Consider the following 24,137-nt stretch of genomic DNA (forward strand, 5'->3'; position numbering starts at 1 on the left):
GCCGTTTGCTCTTGCTATTTTGTACAAAATAATGTACGTTATAAGTAATAGGAGGTTTTTATGATTTCAACTATGACGATAACAGAAACAAGAAAGAAAATCACATCACTTGAAAATACGATGAATTATGATGATACAATCTCCATTACTAATCATGGGAAAGAAGTATTTGCCTTGATTCGCTGGGATACCTATGAATGTATTCAAGAAACTTTGGAAATACTTGCAGACGAGCAATTGTCAAAAGACCTGTCTACCGGAATTAAGCAGATAAATGAAAATAACCTTGTAGATTTTGACACATTTAAGGCGGGTCTGATGTGTACACAATAAAATTAACCCAAATTGCCGCAGAATTTATTGCTAAACTGGACAATAAATCTCAGCAGCAGGTATTGCAAAAGATTGAGGTATTAAAAGAATATCCTCTAAAAGTAGGCAAGCCTTTAAAAGGCAATTTACAAGATTATCGTTCTATTCGTGCCGTCGGACAACGATACAGAATAATTTATCAAGTTAAAGAGAATGAAATTGAGGTTATTATTGTAGCTGTAGGAATCAGGCGAGATGGTGACAAAAAAAGAGATATTTACGAACTAATGAAAAAATATCTAAAAATCGGTTTATTACCGCAATGACAGTAAATAAAATCTGTCCCGGAAAGCGTTTTCGGATAAGAAATAACACCTGACACCGTTTTCACGGTAGACATAATAATATTGTTTTTTTATCAAAGTATGTGTATAATTATATTAAAACATACACATAGGAGTTATTATGAGAACAAATATTGTTATTGATGATACCTTAATGAGAGAGGCTTTGCATGCTTCCGGTTATAAAACAAAAAAAGAAACGGTTGAACAAGCTTTAAAACTTTTAATAACATTAAAAAATCAAGCACGCATAAGAAATTTCCGCGGGAAACTGTTTTGGGATGGTGATTTGGAAAAAATGAGGCTTGATAAATGATTGTCGCAGATACATCGGTTTGGATTGATTATGTAAAGGGGATTGATGTGCCTCATACCGATATGTTGGATAATGAATTAATCCGTAACAGAGTCGTAACAGGTGATATAATAATAACCGAATTTTTACAAGGATTTAAAAACGATAGAGAATACCTCGCGGCAAAGCACATTATGGATAGTCTGGAATACAGAGATTTTCTGGGAAAGGAAATTGCAATACAAGCTGCACATAATTATAGGAAATTGAGAAGGCAGGGTATCACAGTAAAAAAAACAATGGATGTTATAATCGCAACATTTTGTATAGAAAACGGATTTCCATTAATACACAATGATAGGGATTTTGATCCGATGGAAGAAATTTTAGGATTGATTGTTAAAAGGTAGAGTAGTTACAAGGTATTGATTTCTTCGAGACTTAAGCCGGTTCCTTGCGCTATCTTGCCAATATCAATTCCGAATCTTTTAAATGCGGCTCCTATGCATATTTTTAGCGCATTGGTAAAACCGTTTTCAGGATCAAGGTGAGTTTGGATTCTCACTTCTTAAAACAATAAACGTGACGATAATAATATTCGGATTATTTCTGCACGAAGAGCAACACCGAAAGAGGAGAAATTGTATTATGAAAACTATGACATTAGATGATTTAATTAAAAATCCGCTTACTGAAGAAGACAGAAAAATCATAAATTCAGCCAAACCCGTAGTTACCGAGGAATGTCCGGAGGTAACCGATGCACAAATGAAAAAATATAGGATAAATAATATTCTAAGGAAAGCCGTTTTCGGATAAGCTATGTGTATAGTTATATTAAAATATACAAGGGATTATTGGAAGAATACATGAAAATACCTTTATTATTCAAAAGTAAATAACAGGTTTCCTTTTGTTCTTCCCCTTTGTCGCCGAGCCGAAAATGTGATATAATCGGTTTATTATGCAAACGGTACAGAGCGCGCTCGAAGCGTACATAGACGACCCGGCGGTTTTTTTTGTATTCCCGACCGACATAGCCGCTTCCGCGTGGTCGGATTATGCGCTTCGGTTAAAAAAGGCCGTTGCGCTGGAGCGCTTTACCGCGTGGGACAAGTTTAAAAGCGAAGCCGTCCGCGCCGAAAAGCAGGATAAAAACAGCATTCCGTCCCCCTTGCGCAAACTCTTTGTGTTGCAGCTTTTACGGCAAAATGCCGAAAAGCCTTTTTTTTTGTCGCTTGTACCGGGCGAATACGCTTCAAATCCCGCGGTGTTTGCGGATTGGCTTACATCGCTTGTGCCCTGCCTTGCCCTGTGGAAGCGCAAGCGCAGTGAACGCCGTGGACTCGCCGATGCCGAACGTTCCGGCGACGCCGAAGGCCGCGGCGATGCCGGCATTCTCAGCGATGTCGGCATCTTCAATGATGTCGGCATCCTCAGTGATGCCGAAGATGCCGATTTGCACGAATTGGAAAAACACTACCGTTCTTTTTTGGATTCGCATAATCTGTTTGAGCCCGCATGGGAAAAGCCTCCGCTTAAAGACAGCGGCCGCCGCTATGTCATTGTGTATCCGGAAATTTTACAGGATTTTGAAGAATACCGCCCGATTTTGGAACAGTCGCCTTTTATAGAACTTATTCCCGTACCGGATTTTCCCGTTGACGATTCGGTGTGCGATTTTTATTCGTATCCGAACGCGCGCACTGAACTGCGGGAAACGGTCTTGCGTATAGAAGAACTTTGTTCGAACCGGACGAAAAATCAAAACCCGCAAAATCAAAATGCGGGCGCCGCCGAACTGTTGGACTGGGACGATATCGCCGTCAGCGTTCCCGATTTGGAAACCCTTGCTCCGTACATTTTGCGCGAATTCGGCTTGCGTAATATTCCCGTTAAGCTTCGTTCGGGAAAAAAACTCGGCCTGTATCCCGCCGGGCGGCTTTTTGCTTTGATTAAAAATTGCGCCGACGAATCTTTTTCGTTCGATTCGCTGCGCTCCCTGCTTTCGGAAAATGCCTTTCCGTGGAAGGATAAAACCGCTGCAAATCAGCTTATCGAATTCGGTATAAAAAACAACTGCCTCTGCTCGTACGGCGGCATCGATGTGTGGGAAGAAGCTTTCGCAAAAAACGGCGGGGAAGAACGCGCCCTTGCGCTGTACCGCAAACTCAAGCAAGCCGTTTCGTCGATGCGCGGTGCACCGAATTTTCAAAAACTGCGCGAGCGCTATTTTGCGTTCCGTTCCGTATTTTTTGATCCGCAAAAATTTTCCGCCGAAGCGAACCTTGTGATCGGACGCTGTATCGGCGAACTCGCTTCTCTTATCGATATAGAACAAACCTATCCCGATGCGGCGCAGTGCGCCGACCCCTTCGATTTTTTTGTGCGCGTTTTGGATTCCAAGGAATATCTTGCGCAAAGTTCGGGCGGCGGCGTGAACGTATTTTCTTACAAGGTGGCCGCGGGCGCGCCTTTTAAACGCCACTTTATTTTAAACGCGTCGCAGGATTCTTTAACGCTCGTGTACCGCCCGCTTTCTTTTTTGTCCGACGAAAAGCGTGCGCATCTGGGCGCAAACGATACGGATGTGTCCGCGCTTTTTGTGCGCCTGTATGCTTTGCATTCGGAGTACCCCATGAGCGTAAGCTGTTCGGAAAAAACTTTTTCGGGCTATACGATTGCGCACAATATTTTTTCGTCGTGCACGAATCGTGTTGCATCTGAAATCTCCGGTGCACTCGGGGCGGACTCTTTTGAAAACGAAAAGAATTTTTTGCACGGACGCGCTCCGTTCCCCGCATTTTTGTATTCGGTGCAAAAAAACGGCTTTTTATCGTGGGCCGTATCCGGCGATTCGAAGCTTGAACCTGTTTCCTGCAGTCTGTCCGAGGCTGCGGCTCTTTCCGTTCCGGAACTTAAAAAGCGCATCGATGCTTATGTGCGCTGTGCGCAAACCGGTGCAATCCGCGTGTCGCCGAGCAATTTGAACGTTTTTTTTACCTGTCCCTTGCAATGGCTTTTTTCGCGCGTGTTAAAAATCGCCGAATACGATCCGGAAGCGTCGCTTGTCGACGATCTTTCCGTCGGAACGCTTTTTCACGAAATAATCAGGCGCGTGTTGTCGCAGCTGCAAAGCGAAAGAATTCCGCTTTATGCCGAAAACGGAAGTCTTCCGGAAAAACTATGCGAAGCGGTTTTGTCGTTTACGCACGAGGTTATCGCGTCTTTACCGGAATCCTGTTCACTGCAAAAAAAATTGAGTCCGCTCACGATTGAAAATTTTAAAATGCAGGAAGACGCCCTTGCCGAAGTTCTTATTGCCTTTTTTACAGAATTCGTTTTGTGGTTTTCGGGCTATACGGTTGTGTCGCTTGAAGAGCCGCTGTCCTTCGATTGCGGCGGCCGGCAGCTCGAAGGGAAGATCGACTGCGTGCTGCAAAAAGCCGAAGGCGGCGATATTTTCATTGTCGATTTTAAAACGGGTAACATGCCGTCCGCTTCCGAATGTTTAAAACTGCCCGGCACGGAATTCAAAAATTATCAGCTTGCCGCTTATATGTACCTGTACGAAAAATGCAAGTGCGGCGGAAAGCCCTGGGTGAGCGGTGCGGGCTTTTTCAGCATTTATCAAAAAAAGCCTTCGACGGTCGTCGGCTTTTTAACATTTGCCCTCGATGAAAAGAAAACAAATCCTTACCGTAAGGCAAATATAATTGAACGGAATTTTATCGGCGAAGACGGCGTTTCTCCGGTTGGACAAACTTTCGCCCTGCTCGAAGAGGCCGCAAATGTTTATGCACGGGAACTCGGCGATCCTAAACTTTCTCTTTTTACCGACCCGGAACGTTTGTACCGTTTGCCGGACGGACAACGCGTTCCGTATAAAACATGCGCCGCCTGCCGGTACAAAACGCTGTGCCGCACCGTATACAGCCTCGGGAGACAAAGATGATTCGTGCCGATGAACGTGCGTTCCTGCATCCGTTTTTGGAACGCGGATTGAATAAAGAACAAAGGGCCGCGGTTATGAACGAAGCGAACTGCGTCGTTGCCGCCGGTGCGGGTTCCGGGAAAACCTTTGTGTTTGCGCGGCGTTTTGCTCACTTGATTGTCGACAAGGGTTTTGCCGTCGATACGATTCTTGCGCTGACTTTTACCAAAAAAGCGGCGGCCGTAATGTACAGCCGTATTTATGCGCTGCTTAAAAAGCTTGTCGAATCGGAAGATGCTCATTCTCTTGCCGCACGGCACGCAAAGGCCGCTTTGGAAAATTTCCATAAAGCGCGCATTCAAACCCTCGATTCGTACTGCGCTTTTATTCTCCGAACGGCTTCCCGCCTGTACGGTATTCGTCCCGATTTTTCGGTAGACGACGTTCAAATACGGGAATTCGTAAACAAAGAAGCGCTCGCGTTTACCTTAGGGCATAAAGACAATCCGTCGCTGCAATCCCTGCTCGGCGTGCAAAGTTTGGATAAAACCGCCGCCGATTTTTTTGCCGCAGCCGTTTTGAATTATTCGACTATCGCGCGTCCCTTTGATTTTGAAACCTCTCTACAAAAGCAGCGATCCGCGGTGCAAAGCGTGTGGGGCGGGGTAGTTAAAACCGTAACCGATTGTGCTCCCGTCCTTGCCGACACGGATGAAGATTCCGACGTTTTAAAAAAGCTGGAAGAAAATCTTACGGATGCAAAGGCCGTCGGCGAGTATATGAGTACGATAGCGGATGCCGGTATCCCGCTTGAAAAAAAGAAAGGGGTGGAAAAAATCTTTGCGCAAAAAATCGTTTCGTTCGCGGCGGCCGTGTATGTTTTGCAAAAAAAGAGCGCCAGAACTGCACGGTACAAAGACGCGTTGAATGAATTGCGCCCCGCGTATAATTTGCTCACTTCTTGCGCGAACTATCTTTTGCATTTCGGCGATTTGTGCTCCCTCGTACCGCTTTTGCAGGAATTCGAAAAAAAAGTCAACGGCCGAAAGCGCGCATCTGGCTTGTTGAGTTTTAAAGATATTTCATCTCTTGCGCTGCGTATTTTGATTGAACAGCCGGCCGTGCGCTGCGCCGAAAAAAAACGGCTCAACGCGATTATGATAGACGAGTTCCAAGACAATAACGAACAGCAGCGCGACATACTTTTTTTACTTGCCGAAAAAATCGAAAGAACCGCTCCGTCGGCGCCGCGTCCCGATGAGCTGTGTTCCGGCAAATTGTTTTTTGTAGGAGATGAAAAGCAATCCATTTATTTGTTCCGCGGCGCCGATGTGTCCGTATTCCGAAAACTTAAAGAAGATTTGGCGTCGAAAGATACGGCGCTTTCTTCAAACTACCGTTCTTCGAGCGCATTGATCGACGCCTTCAACGCGCTGTTCGGCGGCTTTTGCGGAACAGGTCAATCGGAGCAAGCGGGTCAAGCGGCAACGGAAGACTCGCTCGGAACCTCGCCTGCGCTTTTGCCGCATTCGGTCTTTTTGCAAAAAGAGCGCTTTGCGCCGGGAACTCCTTTTCCGCCGTTCGAAGCCGAATATACGCCGCTTACCGTTCCCGAACCTGCATCTCCCGCCGAGGATACGCAAACCGGCGCGGAAGCGTCCGTGCACAAAAACTCCCGGCCGCCCGTACACGTTTGTCTTTTGCAAAGCGAAAAAAATACCGAAAACGACGAAGATACGGCAAATGCGGAGAACGAAAAATTAAACGATGCCGAAAGCGAAGCCGTATTCGTCGTTTCTGAAGCGGCATCTCTTATAAAAAGCGGCGCGTACAAAGCGCAGGATATTGCAATCCTGTTCCGCACGTATTCGAACCAATCCCTGTACGAAGCGCAGCTGCGCTTGCAGGGAATTCCGTATGCGTCGGAAACCGTCGCCGATTTTTTTTCCGACGCGCCCGTAAACGATATATATTATTTTTTGCGTTTAATTGCGTATCCGCAGGACGTGCATGCCTTTGCCGCAGTGCTGACTTCGCCCTTTGTGCGTTTGCCGCAACAAAGCGCTCTTGAGTGTGCCTCTTCGGCCGAAAAAAATGCCGCATCTTCTCCCTGCCTTTTTTCAATGCAAAATGCCGAATCTTTAACGGGCGAAGAACGTGCGCGCTTTGAAAAAGGCGCCGAATTATACCGAACTTTGTGCGACCGTTCGGGGGAATCGTCCTGTGCCGATATGGTCGATACGCTGTGGTATTGCGCGGGCTACCGTTATGAAACGCTGTGGACGGAAGAGGGCGGCTTGTTTTCGGAATTGTACGATTATTTGTACGAAATTGCGCGGAATACCGACAGCCGCGGAAAAAGTTTGGGCGGCTTTGTAGACGAACTTGCCGCGCTGCTTGCGGATAATCGGCGGCTTAACGACATGGATATTCCTCTCGAACGTTCCGACGCGGTACACCTTATCGGCATTCATAAAAGCAAGGGGCTTGAATTTCCCGTCGTGTTTATCTGCGGCGCTTCGGCAAAGGCGCGCGGCGAACGGAATACGGATTTGCTGTACGCAAACGACGAATGGGGAATCTCGCTGAATTTCCCTCCGCCCGACAAAATTAAAGATTGCAAAAAAAATATCTTTTTCGATTTAATGTCCGTTTCGGCAAAGCAAAAAGCCGCGGCCGAACTGCGCCGTCTTTTGTATGTCGCCTTTACGCGCGCCGAAAAAGAAGTGTATATAAGCGGCTCTTATTATTTAAGCGCCGATGCAAAAGAACTGCTCAAAAAAGAAAAAGCCGATGACGAAACGCTTAGGCTTTTTACTCATATCGGCGCTTTGTGTGCCGTTGCGCGTAAAAAAGCGGAAGCCGATCCGGACTATGTCGGCGGCACGACCTTTTTCGATTTTTTATTTCCGGTTATATACGATTTTTTCGATGAAAAAAGCGGCACCGTAAAAAAGAACGTGCCCTTTACGCTTGAACCGATTCCCGCCTTAAGCCGCGCCGAACTGAAAAACATTGCCGCGCCCAAAAAACGGCAAAGTCTTGCCGCGGTGCAAAAAAAACTGCGTCCGCTTTACGAGCGAGCTTCCGCCGTACAAACGCCCGCTTTGCACGGCCGCTATATAAGTCCGTCGAAACTTGCGCCGCCCGAAAGCGATACCGGGCTTTCCGCTTTTTCCGTTCCGCAGCCGAAATTCGCCTCGGTTTTGTTCGCCTCAGCTCCGTCCCCTGCAGCTTCCGCCCCCTTAATCGATGAAATCGTTTCCTCTTTTGCAAACGGTGAATTCGGTTACAATCATTTCGGCACAATCGCCCATGCGTATGCGGAAGCGCTTTTTACCGCTCTTCCCGTGCGTCTTCCTGCGGAGGCCGTGTCGGCGCTGAATGAAACGCAGTTGAAAAACGTAAAAGAAGCCGCGCAGCTTATGGCCGAAAATTTTATCCGTTCGGACTTGGGCCGCGAAGCGAAAAACGCGTTGTGGCGCAAAAACGAATACGCCTTTAAACTTGCCGCGGAAGAATATGAACCCGGCTCGCGCGATGTCATACGCGGACAAATCGACCTTGTGTATGAAAGTGAAGGCGGGACGTTGACCGTTGTCGATTTCAAAACCGATGCATACGAAGATCCCGGCCGGCACGCATCCCAGCTTGCCGTGTACCGCCGCGCGGTCTCTCTTATGCGCAATAAGGATTTTTCGCTCGTGCGTACCTATGTGTACTATTTGCGCAGCGGGCATACCGCCGACCTTACCGCGCAAACCGCGAAACTTAAAATCGATCTTTCGGCTGCACTTTTTGAGCCTTACAGTTCACTCAGCGGAATCTTATAAACGCTTGCGCAGTTATGGCACACGACTTCAAGCGGATCGACCTTGCCGTGTTTTATGTCGTCCAATTCGGCTTTCGGCAGGGCGCGTATCGATTCGATATAGCGTTCTTTCGAACAGGGACAGTCGAAAAGGATGTCGCGCTCGAGTACCGCCTGCGGTTTGAATTCGCGGAACAAACCGTAGATTATATCTTCGCGTTTTCCTTTTTCGGCAAACCATTGCCCCAAGGGCGGGCATGCCGAAAAGGCTCTTTCCATGCGCGCGATTAAATCGTCCCGCTCGCTTTCGCCGAGTTTGCCTTTTCCCGCCGTACCGCCGGTGTCGGGCATAACCTGTACGAATAAACCGCCTGCGCCGATCACGCGTCCCTGTTTGTCGAATTGAATGCCGGTGTTGAACGCCGTGTATATTTGCTCGGATTGAAGAAAGTACCACGTTAAATCTTTTGCGATATTGCGGTATTTTATATCGACAACACCCGTTTCGACTTCGCTCTTTTTTGCGCCGGGAACTTCCTTTGTGCGGCTGATGCTTATCGTACCCTCACCGAAAAACGGCGCAAGGTCCCAGCTTTCCAGGGGCTTGTCGATAGGAATGGGATTTTGCAAAAGATAGCCGCGCACGTACCCGGTCGAATCGGCTTCCGTCGAAAAACCGGCAAGCGGTCCGTTCGTATCGCAGCGGAATTTCAAATGTTCGCGGCCCTTCATCGTTTGAATCATGAGGGCGGTGCATAAAGTCGCCTGACCGAGCGCGAGCGTTTCCAAAATACCCAAATCATGCTGGCAGCGCATTTGATTGACAAAGGTCGTTCCGTGAAAAAGTGCGCCGCGGAAAAGTCCGTCTGCCGCTATAAAAACCGTCATGCCGTCTTTTTCGAGCCCGGCTATGTGTTTCAGCAGTTCCGAATCCTGAATTTGTGCTTTTATCATACTAAAATAGTAATAAAATCGGCGAAATACGGCAATAGTTACTTGACAGCAAATAAAACTCGTAGTACGCTTTAAAAAGAACATACGTTTTCTTTAAAACTATGCAGTGCCCGAATGACTGTTTCGAATTGTTTTGCCACCGTTTCAGTTTTTTATTTCCGGTTACATACAGTAGTCTCAAGCGAACGTTGTTTTTGCTGTCTTGGCAGTACGCAATTACATGCCCGTTTGAGCGGGCGAGAGGAATGAGAATGGCTCAAAAAATTTATGTCGGAAACATGAATTATGCTACTACGGAAGATTCATTAAAAAATGCTTTTTCGCAGTACGGTGAAGTGGTATCGGCGGTTGTAATTAAAGACCGCTATACGGAACAATCGAAAGGTTTCGGTTTTGTGGAAATGGCCGATGATGCCGCGGCGGAGGCCGCCATTGCCGGTTTGAACGGAACCGAATTTGAAGGCCGCCGTATCCGCGTTAATAAAGCGGAGGACAGACCGCGCAATCCGCGCCCGCGTCCCTCCTATAACCGTTCCGAAGAAGGCGCAAACGCTTCTTACTGAGGCGGACAAAGGACTTCGTTCCCTTTGCGGAATGAAGTCCTTTTTTATAAGCTATGTCTTTTTTACCCGACGACTTCGGCGGTTTTATTGCGCCCGGCTGCGACCGCAGAACTTTTTTGGAAAATCTGCTGAAAAAAGCGCACATTGATTTTGACCCGATTACAACGGGAGACTGCGTCCACCTGTGTGTGCGCTTTCCTTCGAGCGCTTATAATTCGCTGTTCAAAATAAAAACGGTGCTTGTTCACTACGACAGAGCTTGTGCGCCCGACGGTTCGTTTATTACCCCCGGCGCGAACGACAATTCGGCTGCCGTGTTTCAGGTTTTGCGTTTTGCCGAGCGCCTCATGCACAATGAAATTCCTTTGCCCGGCGGCGTTCACAATATGCGTATTTTTTTTACCGACGGTGAAGAATTGGGCGCTTCTTCGGTTTCCGGTGCAAAAGCTCAGGGCGCGTTTGCACTCGCATCTCTTTTTCGAAAGCTCGGAATCATCAATGACGACGTTTTCGTGCTTGACGGCTGCGGGCGCGGCGACGTGTTGACTGTTTCCACCGCAGGAAAAAATTCGAACGCACCGCTCGGCTTTGCCAAACGGTTCGATGCGCTTTTTGCACATGCCTGTTCTTTGGCAAAAGAAGCCTCAAAAGGGAAGTGGATAAGCGTTCCCGTGCCTTACGGCGATAACGCGGGCTTTTTATCTTGCGGAATTCCGGCCGTGGCGCTTACGGTACTGCCGTCCGACGAAGCGGCGGTGTACATGCGTCAGCTGCAAAAAGATAAGGCCTTTGCGCAAGCGGTTATGAACCGCGGTGTCGCCGCCCACGGCGCGGGCTTTTTGTCGAAGGATCTTTCGGCAGGATCCGCTGCGGGGAAAAAAAATACGGCCGCGCTCTCTCCCGCCGCGGAACTGCGCAAAAAAGGAATCGATCCCGCACAGTCTTTGCTTTTAAGCGAAAAACTTCCCCGCACGTGGCGGCTTATGCATACGATGCTCGATGACGAAACAAGCCTTACGCCGCAGTCGTTTGCGCTGATGGAACGCTTTTTGAATTTACTCGCCCTAAGCCGCCGCTGTGCGTAGGCCGAAAACCCATGATTCTTTCACATCGTATCCCATTTCATCGGTTCCGTATGCGAGAATTAAATACCAAGGGGCGGTTATTCCGTCAATTGTGTCTTCGTAATTTATTTTTACGTATGCAGGCGGGTCTATATTCGACCAATACAGTTTACCGCCGGATATGTTTATTAAAGCTCCTTTATTATAGAGACCCGTTTTTTCCAAATCCACCTTGTATTTTCCCGGCAATTCCATATACTCACCGTAACCGTCTGAATACATCGGTTTCTCATGCCCGTTATACGATTTAAAAAACAGTATACCGTCTTTGACGGAATAAAAACCTGCGCCTTCCACAGAGCCTCCGAGATGCTTTTCGTAATACGTATAAGTTCCGTCTTGGGCAAACTTAAAACCGCCGAAGGAATTATCTATAAGATATTGTTTTAATTCGGTGTCGTTTTTTTGCTGTGTAAACGCCGGTAACAACAGCAATACGGTAATTAAAATACCGGTAATTTTTTTCATACTTGTCTACTATAAATGCCGGAAATCCGCATCAAAAAAGAAAAAGTTTTCTTTAGGCAATATGTGCTATTCGGTGTCGGGGCAGAGCCAATCGATAACTTTTTTTATGCCGGCGTCCCAAAAGTTCCAGTCGTGAATGCCCGGACTTTCTTCATAGCGGTGTTCGATACCGTTTTCGGAAAGGAATCGGTGAAAATCCCTGTTCGCTTCGATCAAAAAATCTTCGGTGCCGCAGCCCAAATAAAAGCGCGGGTAAAGCTCGCGCTTCGTTCTTTCTTTAAGGGATTTTGCGGCATTTTTATAAGTTTGTTCCATATTTTCTACGCTGCCGAATACGCTGTCGGCCCATTTTTGCGAAAACGACGGATTGTTTCCCGCAAGGTGAACCGAGTTTAAAAATGCCGATGACAAACCTGCCGCTGCGGAAAAAGTTTCAGGATACAGGCACGCGCTGCGGATCGCTCCGGCGCCGCCCATCGACAAACCCGCGATAAAAGTATCTTCACGCCGTTCGGAAAGATTGAACAGTGCGCGCGATGCGTTTACCAATTCTTCGCCGACATAGGTACCGTACCGTTCATTCGGCAAAGCGCCGTCGATGTAAAAACGGTTTTCCGCCGACGGCATAATAAGGGCAAGGTTTTTCTTTGCCGCGTATGCTCTTACGCAGGTCAGCGTGATCCAGTCGGTTTCGCAGCCCGATAAGCCGTGAAGCAAATACAGTGTTTTTAAACCTTTTTGAAATTGTGCGCTTTTTTTAAACGCGTCTTCTCCCTGTGCAGGTTTTTCTATCGGGATAAAAGCGCAAAAGGGTACGTTGCGCATAAGCGATTGAGAATAAAACTGTGCGTGAATAAGTGCCATAGATAACTCCTATAAAAAGTAACGGTGACGTTCAGTCGTTGCTTTTTATTATAACTTCTACCGTATTATTTTTGCGCATTAACGTTTTCTTGTCAATAATTTAATATTAAGATATACTGAACGGCGGCAAACGTTTTTTAATTTTTTGTAAGCGGAGATATTTGATGAGCATACCCGTAACCGAACAGCGCAATCCCGCTTCGTATCAAATCGACACGAAGTCTACGGGAGAAATTTTATCGATTATCAATAACGAAGATAAAAAAGTTCCGTATGCGGTCGAAGGTGCGATTCCCGAACTGACGAAGCTGATCGACCGCCTTGTGCCTCTTTTAAAAAAAGGCGGACGGCTGTTTTATCTGGGCGCGGGGACTTCCGGCCGCTTGGGCGTATTGGATGCATCCGAATGCCCGCCGACTTACGGCGTGTCCGCCGACACGGTGCAGGGTTTTATAGCAGGCGGCGATGAAGCGCTGCGCCGATCGATAGAAGGCGCCGAAGACGATGAAAATCACGGCGTCGAGCAGCTCAAAAGCGCCGCTTTTTCTTCTTCCGACATGCTTATCGGCATTACGGCATCGGGCTCGGCACCTTATGTACTCGGTGCGATGAAGTATGCCCGTTCTTTGGGCAGCCCCGTCGGCGCAATAAGCTGCAACGAACATTCAAAAACCTTCGAACTCGCCGACTTTCCCATTTTTTTGCCCGTGGGGCCGGAAATAATTACCGGCTCTACGCGTATGAAATCGGGAACGGCGCAAAAACTCGTTTTAAACATGATTACGACAACCGCGATGATAAAGCTCGGCAAAGTGTATAATAATTTTATGATAGACTTAATGCCCGTAAATGCAAAGCTGGAAGAGCGCTCAAAGCGTTTGATAAACGAAATAACCGGCTGCGGTCAATTGCGGGCGGCCGAAGTTTTCGAAGAATCGGGGAAAAAAATTCGTACGGCAATCGTTATGGCTTCCCTCGGCGTCGATAAAATCGAAGCGGAAAAATTGCTGAAAGCCGGAGGCGGCAACATCAATTTTGCGATCGACGCTCATGAGAAGCACACCGATCGATAAAAGGTGAATTATCGGATTGAACTATGAAAAAACTTTTTTTCGGTATCGACGGAGGCGGAACGAAATCGCGTTTGGCCGCCGTCGATGAAAGAGGCGAAATACTGTGCACCGTGTGCGGTTCTTCCACCAATCAATACGCCGTCGGCTTTGAAAAAGCCTGCGCCGCCGTCGCGGATTTATTCGAATCGCTCAAAAAAGAAAGCGGCATCGTTTTTAAAGATTTTTCCGCCGGCTGTTTTGCATCCGCCGGCATAAGCACGGAAAACGAAAAAGAAATGTTTCGCGCTTTTTTTGCCGAAATGAGCGCTTCCTGTCCCGTGTACGTGTGTTCCGACGCGCTCGCCGCTCTTGCGGGCGGTACGGGCAAGGCCGAAGGCCTAATTGTCATCAGCGGAACGGGTTCCATTGCGGCCGCTTTACGTCCTGACGGAAGATCTTCGCGTTCGGGCGGCTTGGGGCATCTTATCGGCGATGAAGGCTCGGGGTTTGCGATCGGCCTTGAAGGAATACGGGCTGCAGTGCGCGCCGCCGACGGTCGTGCTGAAAAGACGCTTTTAACCGAAAAACTTTTTGCGCATTATGAGGTTTCCGATGTCCGTGATCTTTTTTCGTTTTTGTATACGAAATTCGATAAAGCCCGCATTGCGTCTTTTGCACCGGCCGTATTCGAAGCCGCCCGGTTGAAAGATGCCGCCGCCGTACGCATTATAGACGGCGCTTCCTGCGAGCTTGCCTTGCTGGCAAAAAGCGCATACGATAAACTTTTCGGCGGCGGCAAAAGCGAGCGCATCGGCGCCGTGTTTTCGGGCGGTATTTTCGAACACGAAAAAGATTTTTCACGCCGCACCGCCGAACGCATACAAAAGCTTTTGCCCTTTGTCCGCGTGCATGAACGCTTGTACGAGCCGGTGCGCGGCGCCTGCGTATTGGCGCAAAGCGTGAGCGAAAAAGTGCGTTAAAGCCGCCGGAAAAGCCTTGCCGCCGGATGTTTTTTCTACACGATCCGCCCGTTCTCAACGCGGATAACTCTATCCGCTTCTTCTATCGTCGAGGGGCGGTGCGCAATCGTAATAAGGGTTTTCCCGCGGCGGGCATTGTTTAGAGCTTGCCTGAACAAAGATTCGCTTTCGCTGTCTAAATTGGACGACGCTTCGTCCATAAGAAGAATGGGCGATTTTTTTAATACGGCGCGCGCGATTGCAATGCGCTGTTTTTCTCCGCCCGAAAGCTGAACGCCGCGCTCGCCGGCATTCGTATCGTACCCTTTTTCCAGCCTTTCGATAAAACTGTCTGCCATCGCGATTTTTGCCGCCGTTTTTATATCTTCGTCGGAAGCATCGGGGCAGGCGAGTGCAATATTTTCTTTGATGGTTTTATTAAAAAGATAAACGTCTTGCGGCACATACGCGATAAGATCCCGGACGGAATTCTGGTGCAGTTCTTTAATGTTTTTTCCTCCGATAGATACGACGCCGCTGTCCGGATCGTAAAACCGCAATAGTAAAGCCGCAATAGTGGATTTTCCCGCTCCCGATTCTCCGGTAATTGCGACATTTTCTCCGGCTTGTATGGAAAAATCGATCCCGTGTAAAACTTCTCTGCCTTTTTCGTAAGAAAAATGCACATTTTTAAAATCGACGCTGCCCGAAAGATGCAAGTCATGCAAGGGGATATAAGGCACCGTATCTTCGATTGTCGGCTTTTCTTCGAGTATATCAAGAATTCGTTTTGCTGCGCCGTTCGAAATATTCATTGTGCCGGCCGTTACCGAAACTCCCATTGCAGGTATGAACGCAAACAGCGAAAAAACAAGCACGACGGAAATCATTTCGGGCTTTAATATGCCCGCAATAACTTCTTTGTGCGTAAATAAGATTGAAGCGATTAAAACCGCCGAGGTAATAAGGTTGATGATCAAACCTTGCAGGCCTTTAAAACGTCCGTCTTTAATTTCTTTTTTATTTAAACGCAGCGTATCCCGAGCAACTTTTTCAATATACTTTTTTTCTTTGCCGAAGATTAAAATTTCCCGCAACCCTTGTACGGTGTCAACCGCTTCGGCATTGACGGCAGCCAATCCTTCTCTTATTTCATCTCCGACTTTTTTTGTAATGGGATTAAAAAAATAAGGAACGGCCGCGACGAGAATACAGGCAGCGCATACGACGGCGGCGATACGCGGCGAAAGAAAAGCGAGGGCGGTTAAATATAAAACGGTGCATACAAGTGCAACTATATATGCACCTGCGGTATGAGCAAAAAAAACTTCGGTGGATTCCGCATCGTCAACGAGAGCCGCGCTTATTTTCCCCGATCGGGTTTTTAATACCGATTGCGGCGCGGCAGCCGAAATCGCGTCATATAAAAGATTGCGTATTTTTTCAATTATTTTATAAGCAACCAAGTGACATTGATACATTTCCAAAAAAGAAAATAAACCTTTCCCGCAAATAAAGACTGCAAGTGGTATAAACAAATACAACAGAGTTTTTACGTTCTCATGAAGAAGCGCGGCCGATGTGATATAGGCTCCGGTTAAAACTGTCAGCAACGAGAAAACACTGCTCAATATTCCGTATATAACCGAAACAATAAATTTTGCTTTATATTCTTTGATGTATACGACCATCTTAAAAAGCGGTTTGTATTTTTCTTTGAACATGTCTTCCTCTCTTATAAAGATTTCTGCTGAGTTTGCACCAGCTTTTTGTAATATCCGTTTTTTTCGAGTAAATCGCGATGCGTACCGCTTTCAACGATTTTTCCCCGCCTTAAAACCAAAATACGGTCGCAATCTTCTATCGTATTTAAGCGGTGCGCAATGGTTATGCTTGTTCGCCCGCGCAACAAAATAGAAAGACTGTGTTTGATCTCATCTTCGTTTTCAGTATCGACACCGGAAGTCGCTTCGTCAAGTATGACAATGGGTGCATTTTTTAAAACGGCGCGGGCAATGGCAATACGCTGCCGCTGTCCGCCGGAAAAATTAAGGCCGCGTTCTCCTACCTTCGTATCGTATTTTTTCGGCAAGCTTTGAATAAATGAATCGATATGGGCAATTTTACAGGCTTGTATCAACATTGCTTCGTCCGCATCTTTATTTGCATTCAGCAAATTTTCTTTTATCGTACCGTTAAACAAATATGTTTCCTGCGAAACGACCGTCATTAAACTGCGAAGCGATGCGAGCGTCAAATCCTTTATATCGATTCCGTTAATATAAATGCTGCCGGACTGTACTTCGTAAAATCGAAGCAGCAAATTGATGAGCGTCGTTTTGCCGCTTCCCGATTCTCCGACGACTGCAAGTTTTTCGTTTTTTGTGGCCGTAAAATTCAGATTTTGAAAAACGGGATGTGCATTGTCGCTATATGAAAACGAAACATTTTTATAAGTTATTTCAAGGCCTCCGGTATCTTTTGCATCGAGTATTTTTGTGCCGCTGTCATGTATTTTTTCTTTTTCGTCCAATATTGCAAAGATGCCGCTCGAAGCGGTGAGTCCCATAAAGCCTTGGTGAAAATAGGTGCCTAAATCCGCAGCCGGTCTGAAAACTTCATTGGTCATAAAAAGAAGGATTAAAAGCGATGAAACGGGAATTGCTTTTTGTACCGTTAAAAGAGCGGCAAGCGCGAGCGTAAAACTTACGCCTACTCCGGAAGCAAAGTTTGCGATGCCCACTTCGGTTAAATTTATTTTTAAGTTTTTCATCGTTTGCGAAAAAAGGATTCGCATTTTCGTTTTTAAATAGCTTCCGAGCCGTTCCTGCGCATTGTTTGCTTTCGCCGTTACGATGCCTTGTATTCCGTCGAGTATTTCCGCTGTCAGTTCGCGATAGGCGGACCAATGCTCATCGGAAGATTTTGAAAGCACTTTACCGAACACGACCGGCGAAAATAGTACGATAAGCAAAGCGATTGTCGAAACAACGCCGAGCAGATAATGTACTGAAAAAACATAAACGAGCATGGCGGAACAGGCGATAATGCAAACAAGCACTTGCGGAAGATACATCGTTAAATAGCCTTCCAAATAGTCGACACCGCTTACCATTGTAGAACCTAGCTTGCCCGTTCTTTCATCATCCAAAAATGCCGGTCCCAATCGCAAAAGTTTTGCGTAAATGTGCCGTCTGAGCGTATTTTTTATTTTTCCGATAATCTTTTTCCCGTATACGGAATTCACATAGATTAAAATAAGGCGGGCGGTTACGGCTGCAATAAGACAGACGGTGTATGGCAGCAGTACGGAAAAAGCGCTGCGTTCATAAAGTAAGTCGACCGTCATACCCAGCAATACGGCTTGAAGAATATAGGTACCCGAAACTGCAATTCCCAATAAGGCTTTGCATGCAATACTGACTCGTACGCCGTTTGTCAGTTCGAGAACCCGTTTGTGAATCATCATTTCCTTATTCCCTCTCTTTATTCCAAAATCAAATTTCTGTTTTCTAACAGCTTTATCGTATATTCATGCGTAGGGTGTGCAAAAACCTGGCTGCACGCACCGCTTTCGACGATCGTACCTTTTTGCATAACGATTAGTTCATCGCAAAAATATTCGATAACATCCAAATCGTGCGAAATTAAGATCAGCGTAAGTTTGTACCGTTCTTTAAGTTTTAAAAGCAATGAAAGTATTTGCGCTTGAACGGAAACGTCCAGCATTGAAGTCGATTCGTCAAGTATTACAATCTCGGGCTTAATCAATAGGGCGCGGATAATGCAAATGCGCTGCAATTGTCCGCCTGAAAAGGCGTATGGCAGTTTATCCGTTTCGTCATAAGGAATTCCGGTTTGTATGCATAATTCTTGCAGTTCTGCCTGAAAGGCGGCTTTTGAAGCGAAACGTTCTTTATGGAGTATGTATACTTCTTCCAAACTTTTTTTTACCGTAAAATCGGGATCCAGCGCCGATTCGGGATTCTGCTGAACCGTTTGAACAAGGCGGCAAAACGCTTTTTTGTCGGTGTATTCGAAAACGGATTTGCCATTTATAAATATATTTCCGCTGTCCGGTTTTATAAGATTCATAAGGCATCGGGCAAGCGTCGTTTTGCCGCAGCCGCTTTCGCCGGTAATACCGGTAACGGAAAAAGCTTTTATTTCGCAGTTGATATTTTTTAAAACGGGAGAACTGTTCTTTTTTAGTCCGCTCGTACGGAACGTTTTTGAAACGGAAACGCACTTTATCATATTATTGCCGCCTCGCAAGGTTTTTCGGCATTGCGGCTATGAGAGAACGAAAATATGCCGAACGCCGGTCGTTAAATACTTTTTGCGTTTCACCTTCTTCTACAATTTCTCCGTTGTGCATAAGCGCGCAGCGGTGCGATAGTTTTTGTGCAAGTTCCAAATCGTGGGTAATAAACAGAATCGCGATTTTTTCCGTATCATAAACGGATTTTATCAGCGAAGCGTATTCGTTCCGTAAAACCATATCCATCCCGCGGGTCGGTTCGTCCAATATCAAAACCGAAGGTTTGCACGAAAGCCCTAATGCCGTCAGAATCCTATGCTGCATTCCGCCGCTTAACTGAAAGGGATACAGTTTTAAAACACCCTTTTTCAGCGAAACATTTTTCAGCAGCGTTTCGGAATAGAAACGCACCGCATCTGCGGTTTTGCATACGCCGTGAACTTTTATAGGAATTGAAAGCTGCGTCTGTATTTTTAAAAGCGGATTTAAAGAATCGGCGGAACTTTGCAGTACAAGCGCTATTTCTTTTCCGCGCAAACGGTTGTATTCTTTTTCTTTTAAATCGGAAATCTTTTTTTCCTTATATAAAACGGACCCGTTTACGAGCGCATTTGAAGGTAAAAGTCCTAAAATGCTCGCAGCGAGTACCGATTTGCCGCAGCCCGTTTCTCCCATAATTGCGAAAATTTCATTTTTGATTTCCAACGAAAGATTTCTTATAACCCGCTTTTTTTTCTCGCCGAGTAAAAAATCAACCGTTAAGTTATTTATTTTCAATACGGTATCATTCATATTTTTCTCCGCAAATCTTTTGTGTAACGCATAAAATTTTGAACCGCTTCGGACAGATTGGAAAGAATGAGAATAACCGCGAACTGAAAAAGTCCGGGAAAAATCATAAGCCACGGCGCATAATTTATAAAGCGGATCGATTCTTTTAAAATCAGTCCTATTTCCGGCTTTGGCGGCTGCACCCCGAAACCTAAAAACGAATAGGCGGAAATGCCGATTATAATGTGTCCCAAAATAAGCGGAAAAGTCGGCAGAATGAGCATGAATGCCGGCTTCAGTAAATGATGTGTTACGATGAAGAAATCGGAGGCACCGATAATTTTTAAGCCCGCGACAAAATTGCTGTGTTTTAAAACCATTATTTCGCTTCTTACGACTTTTACATTGAACATCATACCGAAAACGATCGACAATACGATTAAAATGAAAACGGAGCTGCCGAATATCGCCGAAAAAAAGATAACTGCGGCAATTATCGGAAAAGAGAGAATAATGTTGCAAAAATAATAAAAAATTTCGTCAATTATACCGCCGTAATAACCGGTAATCAAACCGGCGATTCCGCCCAATAAAAAGCTGAAAATTTGTGCCGTTAAGGCGATAAAAAACGTATATTTGAAACCTTGTAACGTCCGTAAAAAAACATCGCGGCCGAAATCGTCCGTTCCGAAAAAATGATTCGGCGAGGGCGGCAAAAATCTGTTTTCCAATACGGCGTTTATTTCGGGAGCGGCGACGACATCGGATAAAATAACAGATAAAAGAATAACGAAACATAAGACCGAATAAATAATAATTTGCAGCCGATACTTCTTTTTATCTTTCATGAATGCCCCGTTTGTCAATTACGCAATACAGAATTTCCGCAGTCAAATTTAAAAGATTTATAAAAAGCCCCAGCAAAAAAAGCGTTCCTGCAATTACCGGATAATCTTTTACGTTTATCGATTCCGTAAGCATAAGACCCAATCCCGGAACGGAAAATATGTTTTCTATTAGAATTGCCCCGCCGATAAAACCGCTGAAATCAAGGCAGGCGACTGCGATTACCGGAGGCGCAATATTTTTTAAAATATGTTTTATAAAGATAGTTTTTTGCGGAATGCCGAGCGCATTTGCCGAAATAATAAATTGCTTGCTGAGAATCGTTTCGGTTTTATTTTGAATAACGCATGTAAGGTTGGGAAAGGACATTATTCCCATTAAAAGCGCCGGTACTATTAAACTTTTGATGCCGTGGTAGCCTATAGTGGGAATCGCAGGCGCATAGGTTGCAAGGAACCATACCAAAATTACGGCGATCCAAAATGACGGAATCGACATGCAAATAACGCGCCAATGCCGCAAAAGAAAACGGCACAACACGTTTTTTCTTACGGCGGCTGCCATGCCGAGCGGAACGCCGAACAAAAAATAAATCAACGTCGTAAGGCAGGCAAGTTTAAAGGTTACCGAAAAACGGTTTATAAAAACGGATAGAACACGCTCGTCGGTTCTGTATGATTTTCCGAAATCACCTTTCAGCACGCCGGTAAGCCATGCCGCATACAGAGTGCCGAAAGGTTTATCGAGTCCGAGTTTTTTACCGTATGCTTTTGCGGCTTCGTCGCTGATAAAGCCCCTTTGGTTCTTTGCACCCAACAGGAGTTTCTCTGCGCTGCCGGGGGCAAAGTAAATAACAGAAAAGCTTAAAAGCGACAAAAGCAGTACCGTCGGCAGAATCATCAGCAGCTTTCTGATCGACGCATTGATCGGATTCATTGTTTTATGCTGCGGGTTTTAACTTCACTTAAATCGATCATGTATATGTTCCCGTTAAATCGGAATCCTTCGAAGCGGGAGTTAAAAACCGCAAGGCGGGAACTTGTACAAACGGGAAGCGTTACGCACTCTTCATATTGTTCGTGCCATAGGGCGCCCGCGTTCTTTTTAATTTGCTCTTCGTTTTGTGATACGATTAAAGCTTGTGCCGCTTCTACGGACTTTTTGTTTACGGCATAACTTAAACCGTAGTCCGTATAGCTGTCGTCGAAACCGAAATAGGTAACGGCTCCGATAATCGGTTCGTACCACGGATGCTGAATGGCTAAATCGTAACTGCCGGTTTTAAAACGTTCTTTCATTGTTTCACCTGCTGCCGGAATGATTTCGCAATCGATTCCGAGTTTGCGCAATTCCGATTTAACGAAAACCGCCAAGTCTCGCTGATAGTCTTCTTTTGAAGAAATCAGAAAACGCAGCAAAACATTTTTGCCGTTTTTTTCAAGGATACCGTCGTTGTCGGTATCCTTATATCCGGCTTCGGCAAGAATCCTTTTTGCAAGCTCCGGATCGTAATAATAGGGCTTTTCGTTTTGAGGGCCATCCATAAAGGCGGGATTAAACTGATGTCCGAGCGCTTCGGGTATTCCGAAAAAGATTTTATCCGTAAGTTCCTGCCGGTCTACGGCGTATTCCATTGCCCGGCGAAGCGAACGATCGCTGCAAAAACCTTCTTTCCAGTTAAAGCCGATACTCATAAGCGAGGTAAAAACCTCTTTAGGTTCTTCGACAAAATTCATTTTTTTTACTTTAACCAAATCATTAATTGAAGGGTATTCTATCGATAAATAATGTTCGCTTATGCCGAGTACGTCGATTTGACCGGAAGAAAGCGCCAGATCTCGTGCACTGCTGTCGGTAATAACGAGCCATTCCACTTGCGGAACGGAAAAAGAGTCGGGACCGGGTGCGTTCCAATATGTCTTATTTTTTGTCAATGAAGCGCTTTGACCTTCGCGATAATCCGTCAATATATACGGACCGGTTCCCGTAAAATCCGTAATATTCATCGCTTCGTCGATGCCGTTTTCTTTTATTGCGGGTACGACCGCAAGATCGTGCGGCAAAAAATAATAGGGAGCGGTAAGTTTGATCTTTAGATGTGAGGAATCCGTTATGGAAACTTCTTCCAGTAAATATGAAAAACCGCACCACATCATGGGTGCCGCATTTTCGAGATCATATTTTACGATTTGTGCGGTAAGCGGTGTTCCGTCCGAAAAAAGAATATCGGTACGCATGGTAAGATTATATTCCGTTGCCGTATCGTTTCTCGTCCAGTCGGTAATAATATTGGGAAGAGGAGTATAATCGGGCGTAATTTTCAGCAATGCGTCAAAAATCAGCGTGGCTCCTTCTTTAGATTGTTTAAAATCCCGTATGGCGCCTATTTTAAGCACCGTTTTCTCCTCTTTTTTTGCTGCGTTTTTTGCAGAGCATGAAAAAAGTACAAGACTCACGGCGACCATACATAAAAGTATGCGTTTCATAAGAATTCTCCTGAATATAAGTTAGTATATTCTAACTTATAGGGAATATCATTTTTTTGCTACTCTGTTTTGATTGAAAATACTCCGTTTTAATATTTTTTAACGCTTCCGTTGCGGTACTGTAGGGGAGTCATTCCGTATACGGATTTGAAAGCATCGGAAAATTTGCTTGCGTTTGCATAGCCCAAGTCGGATGCGATTTCTATAATCTTTTTATTTGTAGACGAAATATAAAAGGCCGCCGTTTTAAGTTTATATTTTTTCAGATACGAGTACGGACTGTCGCCGTAAATTTGTCTAAACAGTTTTTGGAAAATCGTATAGCTTAAATCTTCTACTTTTACTATCCGCTGGAAAGGAACATTTTTATCAAGATTGTTTACCATGAGGGCATGTATTTTTTTTACTTTATTGATGTTGTACCCCGAAAAAAAATCCGGCTCGCGGTATTCGGAAGAATCGAGCTGCGTGAGCAAATGCAGAATCTCGAATGTTTTGATTTGTAAGTAGGCAATGTCCCGCTGCATGGTTTCTCCGTACAGTCTATCCAAAATTTCCGTAATTCCGGAACCCGGTTTTATTTTATACCATCCGTTTTTTAAGTGGAAACGGGTACACATATCTTTTATGTCGATATTGAATGCTTGTGCCATAGTTGTAAATCCTTCGTCCAGCTCATCGAAAAAGAACAGAATGCTCACGCCCTTGTAAATCCGTAAAGGGAAGAATGTTCTTAATAATGCCAATTTTTCATAATTTATCGCGGTTTCTTTTTCGCCTAAATATGCAAAAGACATGTTTTCGAATTCGCCTTCCAAAATACCTTGTCTGCAATAATCGATTCGAAAAACATTGCGCGGCTTTCCTTTCAGTTCATATATTTCATCCGTCTCCGTATCGTAAAATTCTATTTTGACACCCTTGTATAACTCTATCGTAATTGTTTTATCTTTTATATTTTGTTTCACCATAATCATTTTAAAATAACATAAAGAACGAGTTTAATACAATATCTCTTGACTTGCGCCGAACGTTTTATATATAGTACAAAGTATTAAAAAAGTCCTTAACCGGGAAAAGTTTTGAAGCTCGC

General features: G+C 45.5%; 22 protein-coding genes. 11 read left to right on the forward strand and 11 right to left on the reverse strand.

Annotation, left to right across the window (positions count from 1 at the left end):
• Window positions 1–60 precede the first annotated feature (60 nt).
• From HMPREF9194_RS03585 to HMPREF9194_RS03610, 7 genes are all read left to right on the forward strand, one after another.
• A complete protein-coding gene (locus HMPREF9194_RS03585; protein WP_016525012.1) occupies window positions 61–333 on the forward strand; it encodes a type II toxin-antitoxin system Phd/YefM family antitoxin in 273 nt (90 codons plus the stop codon).
• Complete coding sequence (locus HMPREF9194_RS03590) at window positions 321–638, forward strand: type II toxin-antitoxin system RelE family toxin (RefSeq protein WP_016525013.1); 318 nt, start codon at window positions 321–323, stop codon at window positions 636–638. Before HMPREF9194_RS03585 ends, HMPREF9194_RS03590 begins: the two co-directional genes overlap by 13 nt.
• A gap of 139 nt (window positions 639–777) precedes the next feature.
• Window positions 778–972, forward strand: a complete 195-nt coding sequence (locus HMPREF9194_RS03595; protein ID WP_016525014.1) for a type II toxin-antitoxin system VapB family antitoxin — start codon at window positions 778–780, stop codon at window positions 970–972.
• Window positions 969–1,361, forward strand: a complete 393-nt coding sequence (vapC, locus tag HMPREF9194_RS03600; RefSeq protein WP_016525015.1) for a type II toxin-antitoxin system VapC family toxin — start codon at window positions 969–971, stop codon at window positions 1,359–1,361. The genes HMPREF9194_RS03595 and vapC overlap by 4 nt, the downstream gene beginning before the upstream one ends.
• A 247-nt stretch (window positions 1,362–1,608) precedes the next feature.
• A complete protein-coding gene (locus HMPREF9194_RS12375) occupies window positions 1,609–1,770 on the forward strand; it encodes a hypothetical protein (protein ID WP_169558713.1) in 162 nt (53 codons plus the stop codon).
• Between the two features lie 145 nt (window positions 1,771–1,915).
• Window positions 1,916–4,906, forward strand: a complete 2,991-nt coding sequence (locus HMPREF9194_RS03605) for a PD-(D/E)XK nuclease family protein (protein WP_016525017.1) — start codon at window positions 1,916–1,918, stop codon at window positions 4,904–4,906.
• Window positions 4,903–8,718 carry a UvrD-helicase domain-containing protein gene (locus tag HMPREF9194_RS03610; RefSeq protein ID WP_016525018.1) on the forward strand — a complete coding sequence of 1,272 codons (3,816 nt, stop codon included), beginning with the start codon at window positions 4,903–4,905 and terminating at the stop codon, window positions 8,716–8,718. The genes HMPREF9194_RS03605 and HMPREF9194_RS03610 overlap by 4 nt, the downstream gene beginning before the upstream one ends.
• Here the strand turns inward: HMPREF9194_RS03610 and HMPREF9194_RS03615 are convergent.
• Complete coding sequence (locus HMPREF9194_RS03615; protein WP_016525019.1) at window positions 8,691–9,650, reverse strand: Hsp33 family molecular chaperone HslO; 960 nt, start codon at window positions 9,648–9,650, stop codon at window positions 8,691–8,693. The two genes, HMPREF9194_RS03610 and HMPREF9194_RS03615, sit on opposite strands and share 28 nt — an antisense overlap.
• A 251-nt stretch (window positions 9,651–9,901) precedes the next feature.
• Here HMPREF9194_RS03615 and HMPREF9194_RS03620 point away from each other — a divergent pair, with 251 nt between their 5' ends.
• The gene (locus HMPREF9194_RS03620) at window positions 9,902–10,213 is read left to right on the forward strand and encodes an RNA recognition motif domain-containing protein (protein ID WP_016525020.1); all 312 of its coding nucleotides are present in this window, start codon (window positions 9,902–9,904) and stop codon (window positions 10,211–10,213) included.
• A 53-nt stretch (window positions 10,214–10,266) separates the two neighbouring features.
• Window positions 10,267–11,298, forward strand: coding sequence for a M28 family peptidase (locus HMPREF9194_RS03625; protein WP_016525021.1), 1,032 nt, complete (start codon window positions 10,267–10,269; stop codon window positions 11,296–11,298).
• Here HMPREF9194_RS03625 and HMPREF9194_RS03630 read toward each other — a convergent pair.
• Complete coding sequence (locus tag HMPREF9194_RS03630) at window positions 11,278–11,805, reverse strand: hypothetical protein (protein ID WP_016525022.1); 528 nt, start codon at window positions 11,803–11,805, stop codon at window positions 11,278–11,280. The genes HMPREF9194_RS03625 and HMPREF9194_RS03630 overlap by 21 nt on opposite strands.
• 66 nt (window positions 11,806–11,871) lie before the next feature.
• Window positions 11,872–12,669 carry an alpha/beta hydrolase gene (locus tag HMPREF9194_RS03635; protein WP_016525023.1) on the reverse strand — a complete coding sequence of 266 codons (798 nt, stop codon included), beginning with the start codon at window positions 12,667–12,669 and terminating at the stop codon, window positions 11,872–11,874.
• A gap of 164 nt (window positions 12,670–12,833) precedes the next feature.
• On the opposite strand from HMPREF9194_RS03635, the gene murQ reads away from it, so the two are divergent.
• Both murQ and HMPREF9194_RS03645 read left to right on the forward strand, forming a co-directional pair.
• Window positions 12,834–13,742 (forward strand): N-acetylmuramic acid 6-phosphate etherase, encoded by a 909-nt coding sequence (gene murQ, locus HMPREF9194_RS03640; protein WP_016525024.1) that lies wholly within the window; start codon window positions 12,834–12,836, stop codon window positions 13,740–13,742.
• Window positions 13,743–13,765: 23 nt separating this feature from the next.
• Window positions 13,766–14,701, forward strand: coding sequence for an N-acetylglucosamine kinase (locus HMPREF9194_RS03645; RefSeq protein ID WP_016525025.1), 936 nt, complete (start codon window positions 13,766–13,768; stop codon window positions 14,699–14,701).
• A gap of 35 nt (window positions 14,702–14,736) precedes the next feature.
• Here the strand turns inward: HMPREF9194_RS03645 and HMPREF9194_RS03650 are convergent, their stop codons facing one another.
• From HMPREF9194_RS03650 to HMPREF9194_RS03685, 8 genes are all read right to left on the reverse strand, one after another.
• On the reverse strand, window positions 14,737–16,404 hold the full coding sequence (locus HMPREF9194_RS03650) for an ABC transporter ATP-binding protein (protein ID WP_016525026.1): 1,668 nt from the start codon (window positions 16,402–16,404) through the stop codon (window positions 14,737–14,739).
• A gap of 11 nt (window positions 16,405–16,415) precedes the next feature.
• On the reverse strand, window positions 16,416–18,149 hold the full coding sequence (locus HMPREF9194_RS03655) for an ABC transporter ATP-binding protein (protein ID WP_016525027.1): 1,734 nt from the start codon (window positions 18,147–18,149) through the stop codon (window positions 16,416–16,418).
• 17 nt (window positions 18,150–18,166) lie between these two features.
• Window positions 18,167–18,937 (reverse strand): ABC transporter ATP-binding protein, encoded by a 771-nt coding sequence (locus HMPREF9194_RS03660; protein ID WP_016525028.1) that lies wholly within the window; start codon window positions 18,935–18,937, stop codon window positions 18,167–18,169.
• Window position 18,938: 1 nt separating this feature from the next.
• Window positions 18,939–19,733 carry an ATP-binding cassette domain-containing protein gene (locus HMPREF9194_RS03665; protein ID WP_016525029.1) on the reverse strand — a complete coding sequence of 265 codons (795 nt, stop codon included), beginning with the start codon at window positions 19,731–19,733 and terminating at the stop codon, window positions 18,939–18,941.
• Window positions 19,730–20,560: an ABC transporter permease gene (locus HMPREF9194_RS03670; RefSeq protein WP_016525030.1), complete on the reverse strand. Its 831-nt coding sequence runs from the start codon at window positions 20,558–20,560 to the stop codon at window positions 19,730–19,732. Before HMPREF9194_RS03670 ends, HMPREF9194_RS03665 begins: the two co-directional genes overlap by 4 nt.
• A complete protein-coding gene (locus HMPREF9194_RS03675) occupies window positions 20,550–21,494 on the reverse strand; it encodes an ABC transporter permease (RefSeq protein ID WP_016525031.1) in 945 nt (314 codons plus the stop codon). Before HMPREF9194_RS03675 ends, HMPREF9194_RS03670 begins: the two co-directional genes overlap by 11 nt.
• A complete protein-coding gene (locus tag HMPREF9194_RS03680) occupies window positions 21,491–23,044 on the reverse strand; it encodes an ABC transporter substrate-binding protein (protein ID WP_016525032.1) in 1,554 nt (517 codons plus the stop codon). Before HMPREF9194_RS03680 ends, HMPREF9194_RS03675 begins: the two co-directional genes overlap by 4 nt.
• 89 nt (window positions 23,045–23,133) lie before the next feature.
• Complete coding sequence (locus tag HMPREF9194_RS03685) at window positions 23,134–24,015, reverse strand: AraC family transcriptional regulator (protein WP_245540719.1); 882 nt, start codon at window positions 24,013–24,015, stop codon at window positions 23,134–23,136.
• Window positions 24,016–24,137: the final 122 nt, after the last annotated feature.

The organism is Treponema maltophilum ATCC 51939 (assembly GCF_000413055.1).
In the GTDB taxonomy this organism is placed as follows: domain Bacteria; phylum Spirochaetota; class Spirochaetia; order Treponematales; family Treponemataceae; genus Treponema_C; species Treponema_C maltophilum.

Bases quoted from the DNA above. Each gene is read 5' to 3' on its own strand.
- HMPREF9194_RS03585 (WP_016525012.1), top strand. From the start codon at position 61: ATGATTTCAACTATGACGATAACAGAAACAAGAAAGAAAATCACATCA.
- HMPREF9194_RS03595 (WP_016525014.1), top strand. From the start codon at position 778: ATGAGAACAAATATTGTTATTGATGATACCTTAATGAGAGAGGCTTTG.
- vapC (WP_016525015.1), top strand. From the start codon at position 969: ATGATTGTCGCAGATACATCGGTTTGGATTGATTATGTAAAGGGGATT.
- HMPREF9194_RS12375 (WP_169558713.1), top strand. From the start codon at position 1,609: ATGACATTAGATGATTTAATTAAAAATCCGCTTACTGAAGAAGACAGA.
- HMPREF9194_RS03605 (WP_016525017.1), top strand. From the start codon at position 1,916: ATGCAAACGGTACAGAGCGCGCTCGAAGCGTACATAGACGACCCGGCG.
- HMPREF9194_RS03610 (WP_016525018.1), top strand. From the start codon at position 4,903: ATGATTCGTGCCGATGAACGTGCGTTCCTGCATCCGTTTTTGGAACGC.
- HMPREF9194_RS03615 (WP_016525019.1), bottom strand. From the start codon at position 9,650: ATGATAAAAGCACAAATTCAGGATTCGGAACTGCTGAAACACATAGCC.
- HMPREF9194_RS03620 (WP_016525020.1), top strand. From the start codon at position 9,902: ATGGCTCAAAAAATTTATGTCGGAAACATGAATTATGCTACTACGGAA.
- HMPREF9194_RS03625 (WP_016525021.1), top strand. From the start codon at position 10,267: ATGTCTTTTTTACCCGACGACTTCGGCGGTTTTATTGCGCCCGGCTGC.
- HMPREF9194_RS03630 (WP_016525022.1), bottom strand. From the start codon at position 11,805: ATGAAAAAAATTACCGGTATTTTAATTACCGTATTGCTGTTGTTACCG.
- HMPREF9194_RS03635 (WP_016525023.1), bottom strand. From the start codon at position 12,669: ATGGCACTTATTCACGCACAGTTTTATTCTCAATCGCTTATGCGCAAC.
- murQ (WP_016525024.1), top strand. From the start codon at position 12,834: ATGAGCATACCCGTAACCGAACAGCGCAATCCCGCTTCGTATCAAATC.
- HMPREF9194_RS03645 (WP_016525025.1), top strand. From the start codon at position 13,766: ATGAAAAAACTTTTTTTCGGTATCGACGGAGGCGGAACGAAATCGCGT.
- HMPREF9194_RS03650 (WP_016525026.1), bottom strand. From the start codon at position 16,404: ATGTTCAAAGAAAAATACAAACCGCTTTTTAAGATGGTCGTATACATC.
- HMPREF9194_RS03655 (WP_016525027.1), bottom strand. From the start codon at position 18,149: ATGATGATTCACAAACGGGTTCTCGAACTGACAAACGGCGTACGAGTC.
- HMPREF9194_RS03660 (WP_016525028.1), bottom strand. From the start codon at position 18,937: ATGATAAAGTGCGTTTCCGTTTCAAAAACGTTCCGTACGAGCGGACTA.
- HMPREF9194_RS03665 (WP_016525029.1), bottom strand. From the start codon at position 19,733: ATGAATGATACCGTATTGAAAATAAATAACTTAACGGTTGATTTTTTA.
- HMPREF9194_RS03670 (WP_016525030.1), bottom strand. From the start codon at position 20,560: ATGAAAGATAAAAAGAAGTATCGGCTGCAAATTATTATTTATTCGGTC.
- HMPREF9194_RS03675 (WP_016525031.1), bottom strand. From the start codon at position 21,494: ATGAATCCGATCAATGCGTCGATCAGAAAGCTGCTGATGATTCTGCCG.
- HMPREF9194_RS03680 (WP_016525032.1), bottom strand. From the start codon at position 23,044: ATGAAACGCATACTTTTATGTATGGTCGCCGTGAGTCTTGTACTTTTT.
- HMPREF9194_RS03685 (WP_245540719.1), bottom strand. From the start codon at position 24,015: ATGGTGAAACAAAATATAAAAGATAAAACAATTACGATAGAGTTATAC.